This window comes from Fictibacillus macauensis ZFHKF-1 (assembly GCF_000269865.1).
Classification (GTDB): Bacteria; Bacillota; Bacilli; order Bacillales; family Fictibacillaceae; genus Fictibacillus_C; species Fictibacillus_C macauensis.
Genome location: NZ_AKKV01000020.1, coordinates 160,542 through 178,529 on the forward strand (window position 1 = coordinate 160,542; position 17,988 = coordinate 178,529).

The 17,988-nt window shown below is 41.8% G+C and carries 17 protein-coding genes; 12 read left to right on the forward strand and 5 right to left on the reverse strand.

The features are described 5' to 3' along the window. Positions 1-16 precede the first annotated feature (16 nt). The 8 genes from A374_RS03775 to A374_RS03810 all read left to right on the forward strand — a co-directional run bounded on the left by A374_RS03775 (position 17) and on the right by A374_RS03810 (position 10,221). A complete protein-coding gene (locus A374_RS03775; protein WP_007200858.1) occupies positions 17-1,360 on the forward strand; it encodes an aspartate aminotransferase family protein in 1,344 nt (447 codons plus the stop codon). Positions 1,361-1,535: 175 nt separating this feature from the next. Continuing rightward, complete coding sequence (locus A374_RS03780; protein WP_007200859.1) at positions 1,536-2,426, forward strand: nitrilase-related carbon-nitrogen hydrolase; 891 nt, start codon at positions 1,536-1,538, stop codon at positions 2,424-2,426. 302 nt (positions 2,427-2,728) lie between these two features. Next, positions 2,729-4,096 carry an NAD(P)-dependent oxidoreductase gene (locus tag A374_RS03785; protein WP_007200860.1) on the forward strand — a complete coding sequence of 456 codons (1,368 nt, stop codon included), beginning with the start codon at positions 2,729-2,731 and terminating at the stop codon, positions 4,094-4,096. A gap of 19 nt (positions 4,097-4,115) precedes the next feature. Then, a complete protein-coding gene (gene preA / locus A374_RS03790; RefSeq protein ID WP_007200861.1) occupies positions 4,116-5,384 on the forward strand; it encodes an NAD-dependent dihydropyrimidine dehydrogenase subunit PreA in 1,269 nt (422 codons plus the stop codon). A gap of 14 nt (positions 5,385-5,398) precedes the next feature. Next, positions 5,399-6,814 (forward strand): dihydropyrimidinase, encoded by a 1,416-nt coding sequence (gene hydA / locus A374_RS03795; protein WP_007200862.1) that lies wholly within the window; start codon positions 5,399-5,401, stop codon positions 6,812-6,814. Positions 6,815-6,832: 18 nt separating this feature from the next. Beyond that, positions 6,833-7,051 (forward strand): hypothetical protein, encoded by a 219-nt coding sequence (locus A374_RS03800; RefSeq protein WP_007200863.1) that lies wholly within the window; start codon positions 6,833-6,835, stop codon positions 7,049-7,051. Positions 7,052-7,128: 77 nt separating this feature from the next. Then, positions 7,129-8,382: a M20 family metallo-hydrolase gene (locus A374_RS03805; protein ID WP_040340312.1), complete on the forward strand. Its 1,254-nt coding sequence runs from the start codon at positions 7,129-7,131 to the stop codon at positions 8,380-8,382. Between the two features lie 615 nt (positions 8,383-8,997). After that, entirely contained in the window at positions 8,998-10,221 is a 1,224-nt protein-coding gene (locus A374_RS03810) for an MFS transporter (RefSeq protein ID WP_007200865.1), read from the forward strand. Positions 10,222-10,289: 68 nt separating this feature from the next. Here the strand turns inward: A374_RS03810 and A374_RS03815 are convergent, their stop codons facing one another. The 3 genes from A374_RS03815 to A374_RS03825 form a co-directional block, all read right to left on the reverse strand. Then, complete coding sequence (locus tag A374_RS03815) at positions 10,290-11,498, reverse strand: MFS transporter (RefSeq protein ID WP_156793124.1); 1,209 nt, start codon at positions 11,496-11,498, stop codon at positions 10,290-10,292. Positions 11,499-11,731: 233 nt separating this feature from the next. Next, positions 11,732-12,175, reverse strand: coding sequence for a hypothetical protein (locus tag A374_RS03820; RefSeq protein ID WP_238535147.1), 444 nt, complete (start codon positions 12,173-12,175; stop codon positions 11,732-11,734). Between the two features lie 97 nt (positions 12,176-12,272). Continuing rightward, entirely contained in the window at positions 12,273-12,668 is a 396-nt protein-coding gene (locus tag A374_RS03825; RefSeq protein ID WP_007200868.1) for a hypothetical protein, read from the reverse strand. A gap of 450 nt (positions 12,669-13,118) precedes the next feature. Here A374_RS03825 and A374_RS03830 point away from each other — a divergent pair, with 450 nt between their 5' ends. Further along, positions 13,119-14,780, forward strand: a complete 1,662-nt coding sequence (locus tag A374_RS03830; RefSeq protein WP_007200869.1) for a M4 family metallopeptidase — start codon at positions 13,119-13,121, stop codon at positions 14,778-14,780. Between the two features lie 76 nt (positions 14,781-14,856). Then, positions 14,857-15,456, forward strand: a complete 600-nt coding sequence (locus tag A374_RS03835; RefSeq protein WP_007200870.1) for a TasA family protein — start codon at positions 14,857-14,859, stop codon at positions 15,454-15,456. A gap of 49 nt (positions 15,457-15,505) precedes the next feature. Here A374_RS03835 and A374_RS03840 read toward each other — a convergent pair whose 3' ends face one another. Together A374_RS03840 and A374_RS03845 are read right to left on the reverse strand one after the other, a co-directional pair. Then, entirely contained in the window at positions 15,506-15,718 is a 213-nt protein-coding gene (locus tag A374_RS03840) for a hypothetical protein (protein ID WP_007200871.1), read from the reverse strand. After that, on the reverse strand, positions 15,718-15,969 hold the full coding sequence (locus A374_RS03845; protein WP_007200872.1) for a hypothetical protein: 252 nt from the start codon (positions 15,967-15,969) through the stop codon (positions 15,718-15,720). The genes A374_RS03840 and A374_RS03845 overlap by 1 nt, the downstream gene beginning before the upstream one ends. Positions 15,970-16,162: 193 nt before the next feature. Here A374_RS03845 and A374_RS03850 point away from each other — a divergent pair, with 193 nt between their 5' ends. Both A374_RS03850 and A374_RS03855 read left to right on the forward strand, forming a co-directional pair. Continuing rightward, positions 16,163-16,861, forward strand: a complete 699-nt coding sequence (locus A374_RS03850) for a glycosyltransferase family 2 protein (protein ID WP_007200873.1) — start codon at positions 16,163-16,165, stop codon at positions 16,859-16,861. Beyond that, positions 16,861-17,982, forward strand: a complete 1,122-nt coding sequence (locus A374_RS03855) for a glycosyltransferase (RefSeq protein ID WP_007200874.1) — start codon at positions 16,861-16,863, stop codon at positions 17,980-17,982. Before A374_RS03850 ends, A374_RS03855 begins: the two co-directional genes overlap by 1 nt. The last annotated feature ends 6 nt before the right edge of the window (positions 17,983-17,988 follow it).

Here is a 17,988-nt window from a genome sequence, read left to right on the forward strand (position 1 = left end):
CAAGGAGGACACCTCGTTGAAAACAGAGCCAACAGAAAGCACAGTAGCAAAAGATGAATTGTACGTGTGGCATGCGATGAAACGCTATCAGCCTGAAACGATGGTTGTTCAGTCTGGTAAGGGTGCTTGGATTGCTGATACAGAAGGCAATCGTTATTTAGATGCGATGGCGGGATTATGGTCCGTTAATGTCGGTTATGGGCGTGAGGAATTGGCACAAGCCGCCTACGAGCAATTAAAAACGCTACCGTATTATCCGTTAACACAAAGTCATGAGCCTGCAATTTTACTCGCTGAGAAGTTAAATGAGTGGCTGGGCGGCGATTATGTTATTTTCTTTTCAAACAGTGGCTCAGAAGCAAATGAAGTAGCCTTTAAAATAAGTCGTCAATATCATCACCAAACAGGCAATGCCTCGCGTTATAAAATAATTTCTCGCTATCGTGGCTATCATGGGAACTCAATGGGAGCACTGGCAGCAACAGGGCAAGCGTTGCGAAAACATAAATATGAGCCGCTAGCTCCGGGTTTTTTACACGTTAAGGCCCCAGATAGTTATCGTTATCCTGCCTATCATACGGCTCAATCGTATAGCGATGCGTGTGCGGACGATTTAGAAGCGGTAATGGAGTGGGAGCTACCTGAAACGATTGCCGCTGTCATTATGGAACCGATTATTACGGGCGGAGGTGTACTGCTTCCTCAAGAAAATTACTTGCAAAAAGTGCAAGCTAGCTGTCAAAAACACGGTGCACTCCTGATCATCGATGAAGTGATCAATGGTTTTGGGCGAACGGGAGAACGGTTTGGCTTTATGCATTATGGGGTGAAGCCTGACATCATTACGATGGCTAAAGGCATTACAAGCTCGTATTTACCGCTATCGGCTACGGCTGTACGCCGCGATGTTTACGAAGCATTTAAAGGCCAAGAAGACTATGATCATTTTCGTCACGTAAACACATTTGGTGGTAATCCAGCAGCCTGTGCGGTTGCGTTAAAAAATCTAGAAATCCTAGAAAATGAGCAATTATGTGATCGTTCAAAAACCGTCGGTGCTTCTCTTTTACATGAGCTTCAAGGGTTACTAGAGCATGCAAATGTCGGCGATGTGCGGGGAAAAGGTCTGTTGATCGGCATTGAACTTGTCGCGTCAAAAGAAACGAAAGAACCTTTAGCAGTAGAACGCGTAAATCAAGTCATTGCACAATGCAAGCAACGAGGCGTTTTAATTGGGAAAAATGGCGATACGGTGCTGCACCATAACAACATTTTAACGTTAGCACCACCACTAACCCTTCAAGAAGAAGATGCCCTCTATCTTGTTAAAACGTTAAAAGAGGCCATTTGGACGCTGTAACGTGCAAAGAAAGACAAATTTTACAGAAAATTGATAAAAAATTCTAAATAATGAAAAAGATTACGAATCTTTATGGAGAATGTATTACAAGAGGCGGTGAACGATACGCATCACTTGACACATTCTCTTTTTTCTTTAGCCGCTATGACGTCAAATTAATAAAGGAGAGAGCTACGTGGAAAACAACGTAACAATCGGTCTCATTCAAGCTGCAAACGATGTGGATGGAAAGGAACCTGTCGCTCTTCATAAAGAGCGGGCCATCGCGAAACATGAACAGCTCGTGCGTCAAGCGGCCCAACGAGGCGCTCAGATTATTTGCCTGCAAGAAATCTTCTATGGTCCCTACTTTTGTACAGAGCAAAATAGTAAATGGTATGACGCAGCCGAAGAGATTCCTCAAGGTCCAACAACGACTCGTTTTCAAGCGCTTGCTCGTGAACTAGGTGTTGTTATTATTTTACCAATCTATGAAAGAGAAGGAATTGCAACGTATTACAATACGGCAGCAGTCATTGATTGTGATGGCTCCTATTTAGGAAAGTACCGTAAGCATCATATTCCACAAGTTGATGTGGGCACGAGCGGTAACGGCTTTTGGGAAAAGTATTATTTCAAACCTGGTAATCTAGGCTATCCGGTATTTGATACTGCTTTTGCTAAAGTTGGTGTTTACATTTGTTATGATCGGCATTTTCCAGAAGGCGCACGGTTACTTGGTTTAAATGGTGCTGAAATTGTATTTAATCCCTCTGCAACTGTGGCGGGTCTTTCTGAATATTTGTGGAAGCTAGAGCAGCCCGCACATGCTGTTGCAAACGGCTATTATGTGGGGGCGATTAACCGCGTAGGTCGAGAAATGCCTTGGGATTTAGGTGAATTTTACGGCCAGTCGTACCTATGCAATCCACTTGGACAGATGGTGGCGGTCGGCAGCCGCGATCAAGATGAAGTGATAATCGGTGTTATGGACCGAGAGCTTATTCGTTCGGTGCGTAATACGTGGCAATTTTTCAGAGATCGCCGCCCAGAAACGTATCAAGAAATGAGTCACCTGTTGCCATAATTGATTACCATAAGCGACGTTACAAACGAGCACACCATTTAATCTAAAGCGAAAGAGAGGTGAATCTGCTACTAAACGAGCGCACATAGCAAAGAACCTACTACGAGTGTAAAAACTGTATCCTCTTCGGTTGCATGTAAACGGTAATCAACCTATTGTTTCCCCATCATCGTTAACGTTGTGTGCTTACAACGGTACGAGAGGTGTGAGGCGGGATGATACATGGTAGAGCAAACGAACATAAGCAGGTCCGCCCTCATAGTAGATCATTGTCTATCCAGTTTTAGTAGCAGGGTACGCACATGACGAAAAGTAAAAACTTACGATCGCTTGTCAATGTGAGTGATAATTTTCGTGAAGTAGAATGCGGGTTAACGGATGTAGAGGCAAGCGACGAAGCCAATCGATGTTTATATTGCTATGATGCACCGTGCATTACAGCATGTCCAACGAGTATTAACATTCCATCTTTTATAAAAAGCATTGCAACGACGAATGTAAAAGGCGCAGCCAAAACGATCATGACGGCCAATCCCATTGGAGCTAGCTGCGCGCGCGTATGTCCAACTGAAGAATTATGCGAAGGTGCATGCGTATTAAACCACTCGTCTAAGCCGATTTTGATTGGGAAATTACAGCGTTATGCGACAGATTGGGCGATGAAAAGAAACGAGCCACTGTTTAAAGCCGGTGAACCTAATGGACGAAGTGTTGCCATCGTTGGAAGCGGACCAGCAGGGTTGTCAGCGGCAAGAGAACTTGCTCGCTTCGGTTATAAAGTGACCATTTATGAAGCAAAAAGCGAGGCAGGCGGCTTAAACACCTATGGCATTGTCTCCTTCCGTTTGCCACCTTACGTTTCATTATGGGAAGCACAACAAGTGAAAGCATTAGGTGTGACCATTAAAACCAATACCGCCGTTGGAAAAGATATTGCTGCAAGTGAATTAATGAAGCAATACGATGCCGTTGTCATTGCTTGTGGAATGTCACATGTACCGATGCTTGGTATTGAAGGAGAGACGCTGTCTGGTGTACATGATGCCATTCGCTTTGTGGAACAGACGAAAACAGAGCCCCTTTCTTCTTATGTTGGTAAAAAAGTAGCGGTGATTGGTGCCGGAAATACAGCGATTGATGCAGCGACGTGTGCGATGCGACTAGGCGCTGATTCGGTGAAAATTCTCTACCGCCGAACGGTAGAAGAAATGACAGCGTATCATTTTGAATACGAATTTGCTAAGCAAGAAGGCGTAGAATTCCGATTTTTAACATCACCCCAAAAAATTATCGCTAATGAGCGAGGTGAAGTGAAAGAACTAGAATGTGTGCGCATGACGCTCGGCGAGCCAGACGCAAAAGGACGAAAAGCACCAGTAGCTGTCGCAGGATCTGAATTTACGATGGACGTTGATATCGTGATTAAAGCCATTGGCCAAACGCGGCATCATGCGCTCATTGAGGCGTTCGGTTTAGAGCATCACCATGGTGTTGTCGCAATTGATCAGCATACCTTGCAAACATCGGTTGCTAACGTGTTTGCGTGCGGCGATGTTATTTTTGGAGATGGCCAAGGAGAAGCGATGGTCGTTTCCGCTGCACAACAAGGAAAAGTAGTAGCAAACAGCATTCACCAACGACTCGCATCACGCCAGGTAACGACGCACTAAAGCAAAGGAGGAGTAGTAGATGGCAGATCTTCGTACGAATCTAGCAGGCATTACATCACCCAATCCGTTTTGGTTAGCAAGTGCACCGCCAACGAATTCCGGCTATCAAGTACAGCGTGCCTTTGAAGCAGGATGGGGAGGAGCGGTGTGGAAAACGCTTGGTGAACCGATTATTAATACGTCTGCGCGCTTTGCCGCTATTAGTTTTCAAGGAAAAAAAGTAGCCGGCTTTAATAACATTGAATTGATTACCGATCGACCGCTAGACGTGAATTTAAAAGAAATCTATGAAACGAAAAAACGCTTTCCACATCATGCGATCATTGCTTCGCTTATGGTAGAACCGAAGCAAGAAAAGTGGCATGAAATTGTCAAGCGCGTGGAAGATGTTGGGGTTGATGGGCTAGAACTAAATTTCGGCTGTCCTCATGGGATGGCTGAGCGAGGAATGGGCGCTGCATCCGGTCAGCAACCCGATTTAGTCCAAGCCCAAACAACGTGGGCGAAGGAAGTGGCGAAGACGCCAGTCATTGTAAAACTGACGCCCAATATAACGGACATTACAGTCACGGCTAGAGCGGCAGTAAACGGCGGCGCTGATGCAATTAGTATGATCAATACAATTAATAGTTTAATGGGCGTAGACTTGGATTCATGGCAAACGGTTCCTTCTGTTGCAGGAAAAGGCGCACACGGTGGTTATTGCGGTCCTGCTGTAAAGCCAATCGCCCTTAACATGGTGGCGGAATGTGCACGCCACCCTGCCATTGCAGTGCCAATCTCTGGGATTGGTGGGGTAGGCACGTGGCAAGACGCTGTTGAATTTATGCTAATGGGTGCAACGGGCGTACAAGTGTGTACAGCCGCTATGCATCACGGTTTTTCCATTGTAGAAGATATGATTGATGGCTTAAACAATTACTTAGAAGAAAAAGGCTTAGCCTCTGTTTCCGAGTTGATTGGCAAAAGCGTTGCCAACTATTCAGAATGGGGAAATTTAGATCTCAATTATCGTACGGTTGCTTCAATTAATACGGATGTTTGCATTCACTGCAATAAATGTCATATCGCGTGTGAAGATACATCTCATCAGTGCATCGAACGAAAAATTGCGCTTGATGGCACTCCCTTTTTACATGTTCGCGAGGAAGATTGTGTAGGCTGTAATCTTTGTTCTATTGTTTGTCCAGAGCCTGGAGCGATTGATATGATTACGCTTCCCTATGAACAGCCACCAATGACCTGGAATGAACGTCAAACCGTACTAGCTACTTATAAAGGAAAATAAGGAGGCAACAAGCTATGAAAAAGCTCATTAAAAACGGAACGATTGTAACGGCTACCGATACGTATGTAGCAGATGTCTTGTTAGAAGATGGGAAAATTGCAGTCATAGGTCATCACTTGCCAAGTGAAGGGGTAGAAGTATTAGATGCTGAAGGGTGCTATATTTTCCCAGGAGGTGTCGATCCTCATACACATTTAGAAATGCCATTTGGTGGAACGGTCAGTAAGGATGATTTTGAAACAGGAACAATTGCGGCTGCCTTTGGTGGAACAACAACCATTATTGATTTTTGTTTAACAGATAAAGGCGTACCGCTACAAAACTCGATTCAAACATGGCATGAGAAATCACGTGATAAAGCAGTCATTGATTATTCGTTTCATTTAATGATTGGAGAAATGACCGAAGAGGTAATGAAGGAGCTTCCTACGGTAATTGAAAAGGAAGGAATCACTTCTTTTAAAGTATTTATGGCCTATAAAAATGTTCTTCAAGCAGATGATGAAACGCTGTTTAAAACACTCGTCATGGCCAAAGAGCAAGGCGCGCTTGTCCTCGTTCATGCTGAAAATGGCGATGTAATTGATTACTTAACAAAACAAGCGTTAGCAAAAGGCGAAACAGCTCCCATACATCATGCCAAAACGCGTCCCTCAGAGCTTGAAGGAGAAGCGACAGGACGCGCCTGTCTTCTCACAGAGCTTGCTGATTCACAACTCTATGTCGTGCATGTGACGTGTCGTGAAGCGGCCGAACAAATCGCACAAGCACGGGCCAAAGGTGTTTCTGTGTATGGAGAAACTTGTCCTCAATATTTAGTGCTCGATGAAACCGAGCTTGAGCGTCCTAATTTTGAAGGTGCGAAGTATGTTTGGTCACCGCCATTACGGGATAAGTCACATCAAAGGTACTTATGGAATGCACTCAGTAGTGGTCAGCTGCAAACACTCGGATCAGATCAATGCTCCTTTGATTTTGACGGTCAAAAAACGCTTGGTAAAGATGATTTTTCAAAAATACCAAACGGTGGCCCTTTTATTGAAGATCGCTTTTCTGTTTTATTTTCAGAAGGCGTAGGCAAAGGGCGCATTACCTTAAATCAGTTTGTCGATATCGTCTCTACGCAAAGTGCAAAGCTATTTGGATTGTATCCTGAAAAAGGAACCATCGCTGTAGGAAGTGATGCGGATCTTGTTATCTTTGATCCTACTAAAGAACGCATTCTTTCAAAAGATCATCATCATATGGCCGTAGATTATAACGCCTTTGAAGGCATGAAAATACAAGGAGAACCGATGACCGTTTTATCGCGCGGAGAATATGTGATAAAAGATGGTACATTCGTTGGTAAGCTCGGAAACGGCCGTTATATTAAGCGAAAACGCTTTAATGAGAAAGCACTTCGGCAAGAAGCGGTAATCAGTAACTAGTATAGGAGTGATGTGTGAATGACTGCATCGTGGCAACTGTACGTAAACGAAAAAGAAAAAATTGATGCTTTGCTGCACAGAGGCTATGTTATATGCGAGGTAACAGAAAGTTTAGAGGGTGCAACCGTTATTTTTTCGCATCCAACTGCTACTCCGATCCAAGAAGTACTCACAGTAGAAACGGCTGATGCCCGTAAATACTTTTCGTCACTGCTTGTTCATTCTGTAACGAAGTAAATCATTCCAAACGATGAAGAGCGAAGGGAGGAACGTTGTCTTTCTTGTTCACAAGCGTTAAGACAACGGTCACTACTATGAAAGTAGAACAACTAACAATTAATAGTCGTCGCTATGAAGAGCGCTTAGCAACACTTGCTGCGATTGGTCAAATTGGCGAAACGGGTGTATGTCGTCCCGCCCTATCATCGCTTGAAAAAGAAGCCTTTTTAGTGGCCAAAGGTTGGATGGAAGAAGCGGGAATGACGGTTAGAATTGATCATTTTGGCAATTTAATTGGTCGGTACGAAGGGACTGATTCCGAAGCACCCGTGCTAATGATTGGCTCCCATCTTGATTCGCAGCCGTACGGTGGTCGTTATGATGGAACGGCAGGCGTTCTTGCGGGTATAGAAGTGGTAGCCACCTTAAAGGAACAAGGAATTGTACCGCACCGTTCCATTGAGGTCGTATCTTTTTGTGATGAAGAAGGGTGGCGATTTAATCGTGGCTTGTTTGGCTCAAGAGGATTGATTGGTAAGCTGGATGAGGATGATTTAGCGAGAACGGATGAAGCCGGCGTTACGCGTGAAGAAGCGCTCCGCCAATTTGGGTGTGATCCAGCTCAGTTTGCTCAATCGCACTATAAAGAGGGAAGTATTTACGCCTTTTTAGAGCTTCACATTGAACAAGGACCCGTTCTCGAAGCGAAACAATTACCAATTGGCATTGTGTCGGGCATCTCAGGCCCTTTGTGGTGGACAGTTACGCTGGAAGGATTTGCAGGCCATGCTGGCTCTGTACCGATGAATATGAGAAGAGATGCCTTGCTTGGTGCCTCAGAACTAATCGTCGCCTTAAATACAATTGTCAAACAAGAACACGAAGCACCAACCGTAGGAACGGTCGGCCATGTAAAAGTCTTTCCAAATTCACGTAACATTATTGCAGAAAAGGTTGAATTCACCATCGACTTACGAGACATCGAACAACGGCGCAGAGATCGCTATGAACGACAAATGCGTCAAGAGATGGAGAGAGTATGCCGATCGCACGGGTTAACCTATCACATTCGCGAAGATACGAATAGTGAACCGCGCTATTGCTCACCAGAAATTAAACGCATCATGCATGAAGAAAGTGAAAAGATGGGGCTGTCATTACCTGAATTAATGAGTGGTCCATTTCATGACGCACTAACGATGAGCTATGTTTGTGACTATGGCATGATCTTCGTACGCTGTCAGGATGGCATCTCGCACAATCCGAAAGAATTTGCCACGACACATGACTTAGCCTTAGGAACAGAGTTGCTGTATAAAACGATGCTGCAAATGGTGAAGCGTCCGTAAGATGTACAAAAAAAGCGTTTAGGGTAGGAGCCTTAAACGCTTTTTCTATGCCTATTAGCTTGTAACCCTATAAAAATTTCATGTACCGTATTTAGAACAAAAATTTAAATCTTAAAAAATAAATAAACTACCATAAAAACATGATAAATACCTTCTATTTTACAATGTTTTGCTCTTTTAAAGAAAAAATAATCAGACTCTCGTTCAATGCTGTAACTAGACTACAGATCGAAAGGATCAAACTTTTATAAATGCTTTTGATATTGTATAATTTTTACAAATAGATTTCCTAAAACTTCTTCTAAAATAGTGATTAGTAAGGAGTGGCAAATGAAGTAAAGGGAGAAAGTTTTTATACCAAGCTCAATTGTTTGTTCTGTTTTAGCTACATTATGAGCCAGTACTACCCGTACAGAAGACCCTTGTACTACCATTTAAAAAAGACATAGAGATTATGATAGTGCATTTAACGGAGTACAGTTCATATTAATTGCCCCCATTTAGTCTGTACAACTTGAATAAAAACAGCCTGTACCTATTAAAAGTTCAGACGAAGATATTCAAATGAAGGGAGTAATACTAAGAGGGGGACACAACGAGAAGGGACGATTTTAAATGCCTGAAATAATTGCAACAAAAAAAGATGCAAATTTACATCTCAATATGAAATTCCATCTACTAGTATTGGGACTTTTATTCTCAAGAATTGGTACGAATATTTATACCATGGCCTTACCATGGGTTGCTTACAACTTGTCAGGATCCTCCATGATTATGGGAACAGTCTTTGCAGTTGAGATGTTACCATTTGTACTTTTGCTTCCTTTTGGTGGTGTTCTTATCGATCGATTGGACAGAAGAAAACTCATGATTACTGCAGATATCATAAGAATTATTTTTGTGCTTAGCATCCCTGTTATGTATTGGATGGATGTTTTAGTTACTCCGATGATTTTTATTGTTGCTTTTCTTGCCTCAACATTATCTTTTTTTATAGATGTTCCTTTACAAGCAATCATCCCACAACTTGTCCCAAAAGAGATACTGACCAAAGCAAATGTTCGCATTCAATTGATTGAGAATCTCTCAAGAACTGTTGGTCCGTTATTAGGTGGAGCATTGATCGGTCTAGTGGGAGTTTATACTTCTTTGCTAATCAATAGTATCGCATACTTGATGATGGTTATCTGTCTTTTTTTTATTGATCAAATCCCTTTAAGCAATGAAAGACAAAATGCGGAAAAAATATGGGATGACATTAAAAAGGGATTTTTATACGTATGGAAGCGATGGGATCTTCGTATCATTGCTTGTATAAGCATTTTATCTAATTTCGGGATTTCATTAGTAATGTCTACGCTAGTCTATTACCTAAGAGATAGTTTACATGTCAAGGCAGCTTACACAGGTGTTGTATTTGCTTCTATAGGTATTTTTGGAATGCTTGGTAGCTTAGTCGTTGAACCATTGATGAATAAAATCAAAAGAGGTTATATTATTAGTTTTCTCCCCGTCCTAGGTGGGGGAGTTGGCGCCTTACTCGTTGCAGTATTTCCCCATTGGATTAGCACAGCAATTGGCTTTGGTCTTTGGGGAGGGAGTATTACAACTTTAAGTGTTATTCTTAATACATATAAACAAGAGAGTATTGAAAATAATCTCTATGGTAGAGTGGAGGGTTCTCTTACATCGATTTCTTACGTATCTATTCCCCTTGCTGGTTTTATAGGCGGACTTTCCATTCAGGGTTTGGGAAGTTTACCAACCTATCTTGTTGCTGGTTGCTCAGTTATGCTAGCAGGCTTACTCGCTTTCTTTTCACCATTAAGGAAAATTTAAAAGGGGACGATTGAACCTTTGAGACCAAATAAAGCGAAGCGAGCACAACAGGCTCACTTCGCTTTTCATCATTCATCAATTACTGTATTTTTCGTTTCTGTTCCAAGAAAGAACACGGCCAGTGCACCGAGAATAATAGAGGCCGTAAAGTATAGGAAGATAGTAGAAATCGTCAAGTTAGCAGCTACACAGTAACCGACAAACAATGGCCCGAGAATGCCGCCGATGCGACCGAATGCAGCAGCCATTCCAGTACCTGTTCCACGAATAACGGTAGGATACTGCTCTGGTGTATACGCGTAAAGCGCACCCCATGCACCTAGATTAAAGAATGATAGAAAAATTCCTGCAGTAAGCAAATACCAAAGCGAATCCGCTGCACCAAAGAAATACGCACTAAGTGCTGTGCCCATTAAATAAAGAACGAGGACCCATTTTCGACCCCAGCGTTCAATCAAAAAGGCCGCTGAAAAATAACCAGGAAGCTGTGCTAGCGTCATAATAAGCACGTATTCAAAACTTTTAATGAGCGTAAAGCCCTTTAAAATCATGACACTAGGAAGCCATAAGAACATTCCGTAATAAGAAAAAACAACAGTAAACCATAGGATCCATAACATTAACGTTGCTTTGCTATACTTTTTTGACCAAATCATCGTGATTCGTTCAATTACCGTAGCACGCTTTGTTTCTTTTTTCGACGTAAACTTTGGTGAATCAGGCATTTTAATTCGAAGATAAATGGCGTAAAAAGCCGGTAAGGCGCTAATAAGTAAAGCAACTCTCCAACCATAACTCGGAATGACATAATAGGATAACAAGGCAGCTAGTAGCCATCCCGCTGCCCAAAAGCTTTCCAAAAGAACGACAACACGTCCTCGTAAGTGAACAGGAACGCTTTCAGATACGAGCGTCGAAGCTACAGGCAACTCTCCGCCCAACCCCATTCCGATAAAAAAGCGAAAAACTAAAAATATGGCAAAAGAAGTGGAAAGAGCCGAAAAGCCACTTGCTAGTGAAAATAAAACAACGGTTAGCATAAACACGTGTTTACGGCCAATTTGATCGGCAAGCAAGCCAAACAAAAGCGCACCGATGGCCATTCCAATTGAATTTACGCTACCAATCCAACTCATTTCTTGCGGTGATAAATTCCACTCATGATGCAAGGTAGCAATAATAAAGGACAGCATACCAACATCCATCGCATCGAACATCCAGCCGAGTCCCGCTATCCCTACTAACTTTTTATGTGATATTTTTTCTTGTTTCATCATGCATATTCTCCTTTAATGAACAACCGTTACTATGTATAAAGCAAAAAACTAGACCCAACTATGCATATTAACAAATGTCTTTACACTTGTCATTAACAATTTTCAAAAAAAGAGAATAAGATCACCGAAACATTCCCTACAAGCTTAAGTAAAATCCAAATGAAAGGGTACGATACCAAAAACAAAAAAACCTGTTTGCCAAATGGAAACAGGCCGTATATATAAAATTAAAATTACATTCCAACAAACGTATTATGGCTATAGGCACCCCAGTTTGCGCCACCAAATTGTGGTTGGCCACTTAATCCAACATAACATGGAAGGACAATATACGTAACACCACGCATTGCCGGTTGTTTAAACGTAATGAGAAAACGGCGACGCGAATTACGAACCGGCTCAATTGTAGCCATACCTGGTCGCAGAGAATTCATCATACTTAAACCGTCTTCCATATTCAAGCTAGCGATATCTCCAACACCTTTGTTACTTCGAATCCAATAATTTTGAATTCTTGTTGCGGTTGCTAAATCTGCCTGCTGATCATAAGCAATCAACAATTGATTACGTGAAATTTGACGAACTTCTACAATAACAGGATGGGGGACGTCACGATCATCAAAAGCGTGCGAATACGGCTGTCCACTAACATATTCATTAGATACTTCATTCATCATACATCTCTCCAATCTTCACCTAAAGGTAGTCTCGGGCTATTGTATGATAAGAGAGCGCGTTGGTGAGTTGTACTCTTCAGCGCAAATTTTTCAACCGTTATTTACCAATCCATACATTGCGACTATAGGGTCCCCAATTCACTCCTTGAAATCCAGAACTCCCTAGCTTGCTAACAAAGCAAGGTAATACGATATAAATAACACCTCTTGTGATGGGTTGCCAAAATGTAATGACATATGTGGTTTGCGAAGCATCAACAGCTGTAATGCGGGCTTGTCCCGGTCGTAATGAATTGTCACTTGATAAAGCCGGATCCATCCCTAGACTCGCAGCGTTATCTGGAGCTTGATTACCGCGAATCCAATAATTTGTAATCGTTGTTGCTGATGAAAGATCCGTTGGACGATCATAGGTAACAAGTATTTTATTTCTTGCGATTTGCTCTACCTTTAAAACAACAGGATAATCTTGTGATGATTGTATTGAATCCATTTGAAAACATGTCTCCTCATCTTCTTGTAAAAAATGATTGTGCATTACTCATTATAAGATGACGAATAAAGATGTAAGGGAACGGCACCTATGTAGTTTGAACTATAAAATAAGTAAAACTTACTACCTATAGACTTCGAATATGACATATTCTTGTAAAAAGAGTACAGGGAGAAGAAGAAAGAATGAGACATTCTTTATATGGAAATTAATTTCATATTCTTATAAAAAAGGATAAAAAACGTGCTTTTTCTCTATTGTTTTTTCTTTCTACATCCCTTTATAGTCCTTTAGACTTAGCGAATACCGTCGAATAAAGAAGAATGGACTAAATTTTCTAAAAATTATTAATTTACACAATTATGCATTTAGTTAGTTCTATCTATTCATTTCTCAAGTCTTATTCTTTATACTGTAGTAGAAATACAAAAATTTACAGGAGGGGTTTTGTTGAAAAAGAAACTAGTCATTCCTATGGTTTTATCCGCCGCTGTTGCAGGTAGTACATTTACATCTGCAGCATCAGCTGCCGATCAACCTTCACACGTGAAAGCAGGGAAGGATCAAGCATTGTTCATGACCAATCTAAAATCGAAAGAGTATGCTTCTAAGAATAAAGCGAGTGCGCTTCAATTCCTTCAAGCCAATAAAGCGAAATTTGGCATGAACGATCCTGCTAATAATTTTACAGAACTTCAAAAAGAAACCGACCAACTAGGTATGACACACGTGAAACTTCAACAAACAAAAAATGGAGTACCAATCGAGGGCGTAATCATTACTGTACACTTTAAAAAAGACGGTGAAGTAGCGAGTGTAACAGGCTACCATAATCCAAATATTGAAGTGAAAACGATGAAAACAGCCGCTGCCTTCACAAAAGAAAAAGCATTAAAAGCAGCGAAGAAAGAAGTATCTGCACCCGCATCGCTTCCATACGCACCGAAAACGGAGCTCGTTGTTTATCCGTATAAAGGCGTTTATTATACAGCGTATAAAGTAAATATGACGTTCCACGGTAAAAAACCTGGAAACTGGTATGTTTATGTGGATGCATCTAGCGGAAAGATTATCGATAAATACAATGCAATCATGGACGCGGATGTAAAAGATAAAAAAGTAACAGGAACAGGCATTGGTGTAAAGGGTGACTTCCGTGAAGGGCTACATATGTCATTTACTGGCGATGCAGCGACAGGCAAAGGAACCTATACACTAAAAGATACGTCTCATAGTGGCATGAAAGGCATTGAAACGTACACAGCAAATAATAGCTGGGATGAAAATGCGCTACCAGGTACGCTTTATAAAGGCGATAGCCTAGGGTTCAAACTAAAACCTGATGCAGCGGCTGTCGATGCTCATTACAATTCAGAAAAAGTGTATAACTATTATAAATCAGCGCATAACCGTAACTCGATCGATGGAAAAGGCGGCAAAATTATGTCGACTGTTCACTTTGGTGAAGACTACGCTAACGCGTTCTGGGATGGCTACTCGATGACGTACGGTGATGGCGATAACGTGGATTTCATTCCACTATCAGCAGCACTTGACGTTGCGGCACATGAAATGACACACGGGGTAACTACGAACTCCGCTGATCTTGTATATCGTGGACAATCCGGGGCACTAAATGAAGCCTTTTCCGATATTTTCGGTGCGATCATCGATGATAAAGATTGGGAAATGGGCGAAGATGCGATGGCACCAAAAGCAATTATGGATGGACAAACATCTCTACGTAGCTTAAGCCAGCCTGATAAATATGATGTCGGTGGTTTCTTCGCACCGTTTGGTAACGGCTCTGGTAAATATCCAAAGCACATGAGTGAATACTATAATCTTCCAGAGATTAGCTGGTTTGATAATGGTGGCGTTCATATTAACTCATCCATCATTAACCATGCAGCCTATCTTGCCGGGGAACAGATCGGACGAGAAAAATTAGGAAAAATCCACTATCGTGCACTAACAGTGTATCTCTCTAAAAACTCTAACTTTAGCGATGCACGTAAAGCTTTGATTCAATCGGCTACTGATCTTTACAAAGCGAATAGCGCTGAAGTCAAAGCAATCACAGCTGCTTATGACAAAGTAGGCATTAAATAAGTCTTTTTTTAGGGCTCAGTGTTCTTCATTAAGAACACCGAGCCCTCCATAACAACTATTCTAAGGAGGAACTATAATGAGCTTAAAAGCAAAACTAGGACTAGGCGTGGCATCTGCTGCATTAGGATTATCACTTATTGGTGGAGGTACATATGCGTACTTTAGCGATACTGAAACATCGCAAAATACCTTTGCATCCGGGACACTTGATTTAGCGATGAACCCGAGTGTACTCGTTGATTTAAAAGACTTAAAACCAGGTGATGTCATTCGTCGCGATTTCACACTTGCAAATAACGGATCGCTTGCTATTAAATCTGTTGATATTAAAACGTCTTACGATGTAAAAGATGTAAAAAATGATAATGCTGGTAATGATCTTGGTAGCGAAATTCGTGTTAACTTCTTATTTAATACCGATAAAATGGAAAAGCCTGTTTGGACAACCACACTTAAAGATCTAAAAGCAATGAGCCCAGAAGCAGTAAAAAATAAGTTCGAATCCATTTATGGTGATGCATGGGGTACGAAGGGGTTAGCACCTGGAACGAAAGATCAATTAACGGTTGAATTTGAATTTGTTGATAGCGGCAAAGACCAAAACATGTTCCAAGGTGATTCTTTAAATCTTAAATGGGACTTCAATGCTACTCAACTTGCTGGTGAGAAAAAATAAAAAAATGAGCAAAAAGCCGGTGAACATTCCACCGGCTTTTTCTATGAGTTTAGTTTTTTGAACGAATATAATTAATAGAAGCAATCGGGATGACTACACGTTTTGTTTCATTTTCATAGCCAACCACTGTTTCAACAAGTTGCACCACATCATCCGCTACAGTTACAAGCAATCCTTCTGCTAACGAAGTATTCGTCGTAATCGTCACATTCTTTCCTACAAGGGAAAGAAGTAAGTCTCGAAACGTTGCAGGATACGCCATTATGCAGTCGCTCCTTTCGAGACCGAGACAAGCTCGATTTGTTGATAAGGAACATACAAGGTACTTGTTGCAGTTTCCTGCAGTACGAGATATTCTTCCTCCAAAGCCACTAAAACCCCAGTTACCCCAGAAAAACTAGTAACAACAGTAATTGATTCATTCACTACATTCGCAAGTTCCGTTTTCCAATCAATCGCATTTGAGCGGCAACAACGAAATAATCGACAAAAAAACATTTTAATAGATGCCAATGAGATTCTTCACCTTCCAATAAAACAAAGTTGTACATAATCGTACTCCCTACACTATGCCTCGTCGCTCCCGCTTGCTTGTCCAATCACCTAAACATGTAAAAAATATGCGCTTTTACTATTTTTATAAATTAACGTAATCTACCTCACCATTTACTAGTTTTTCACATATAGTATGTTCGAGGTGAAGAATATGCTGTATCCACGAGTAGAAGGCTGCGTAAGCGTCATTGTTACATGCTACAATGTAGAACATTATATAGAAGACTGCTTAGATAGCCTATACGAGCAAACGTATCAAAACTTCGAGGTGATCGTTATTAATGACGCCTCCACCGATCATACCCAAACAAAAATTGATGATTGGCGTACGAAACGCTTACCCACTTTTCCAGTGGAATGCGTAACGTTACCGAGAAATGTAGGCTTTTCCGGAGCCTTAACCATTGGCTATTACTTAGCAAAAGGAGAATACATTGCGGTTCAAGACGGTGATGATCTTTCTCACAGAGAGCGCTTGGAAAAGCAAGTTCACTATTTACGTCAACACCCCGACATTATGTTAGTCGGCAGTAATTATATGACGTTTCCCCACGGTCAGTTTCATCAACAGAAACCCGTTCATTGGTTGAAGTTTGGAGCAGATATTCGCCAAACCTATTGGGAGGGCGGTCACTGCATTTGCCATGGAACAGCTTTGTTTCGCGGAGAAGCTTTCGATACATTAGGTGGACCAACCCGTCGGATCAAAGGCGCTGAAGACTATGAATTTATCGCCAAGTGCTTAAACGCCTCTTATCAAGTGGACAACCTCACCGATATACTTTATTACTATCGATTACACGAGAAGCAACGTTCAAATGAGTTTTTTGGAAAAGGAAGTCAGGCCTAGTGAAAGATTCTACCTTAAAAGTACTTATGGTATTAGATGGATTAGACGTAGGTGGAACAGAAACCTACGTATTAAGTATTGTTGAAGAATTAAAACAAAGAGGCGTTTCCTTTGTCATTGTTAGCAGAGGGGGCGTGATGCTTCCGCGTTTTCAGAAGCTTGGTTTTCCGATTTATGAAGTAAACTTTCCTTATACATTGCATCATAAAGAAGCAGAGCAAGAACCTTTAATACAGCAGCTGAAAGAGATTATGACGAAAGAGCAGGTTACGCTCGTTCACGGTCATCAAACGCCGTCATCCGTGCTTGCATTTCGTGCTGCAAAACATTTAAAACTGCCAACCGTCTTCACCGTTCATGGCACATATTATGCACGCGGTGAACTATTGGACGTGCTCCCTCTAGCCACGAAGCTCATCTGCGTAAGTCCTCCTATTGAAAAATTTATTCAAGAACTAACGGATACACCAACTGCCGTCATTGCAAACGGCGTCGACACAAATGAATATTCACCAAAAGAGGCGACCGATGTTCGAAGAGAGCTCGGTATTCCTGACGATGCGCTCGTTCTTCTTTATAGCAGCCGCATCGCTTGGACGAAAGCATCCATTTGTTTAACGATGTTAAAGGCTGCTAAAGATATAAAATTAGCTGATTTTCCACATTTGCACGTCGTTGTCGTTGGCGGTGGACCTCGCATGCAAGAGCTTATTCAGCTCACTGCAACGATTCACCAGTCAACGAAAGCACCGTTTATCCATTTGGTCGGTGAACAATACGACATGCAGCGGTATTTTTCCGTAGCGGACTGCGTCGTTGGAACGGGACGCATTGCCCTTGAAGCGATGGCGTGCGGTAAACCACTCATTGCTTCAGGTAGTCATGGCTACTTCGGAATCGTTGAAGCCTCTCAATTTGATGATGCGTGGCATTGCTATTTTGGTGACCACGGTTCGCGACAGCCTTGCAGTCGCTTTGCTTTCGTTAAAGATTTTCGTTCCTTCCTATCGCAACAAGAGCGGTTACTGCAAGCAGGAAAAGATTCAAGAGCATGGATGATGGATCGATTTAATATTACGCACCGAGCGGGAAATCTTTTTGAATTATATCGCTCATTGTAAGGAGAC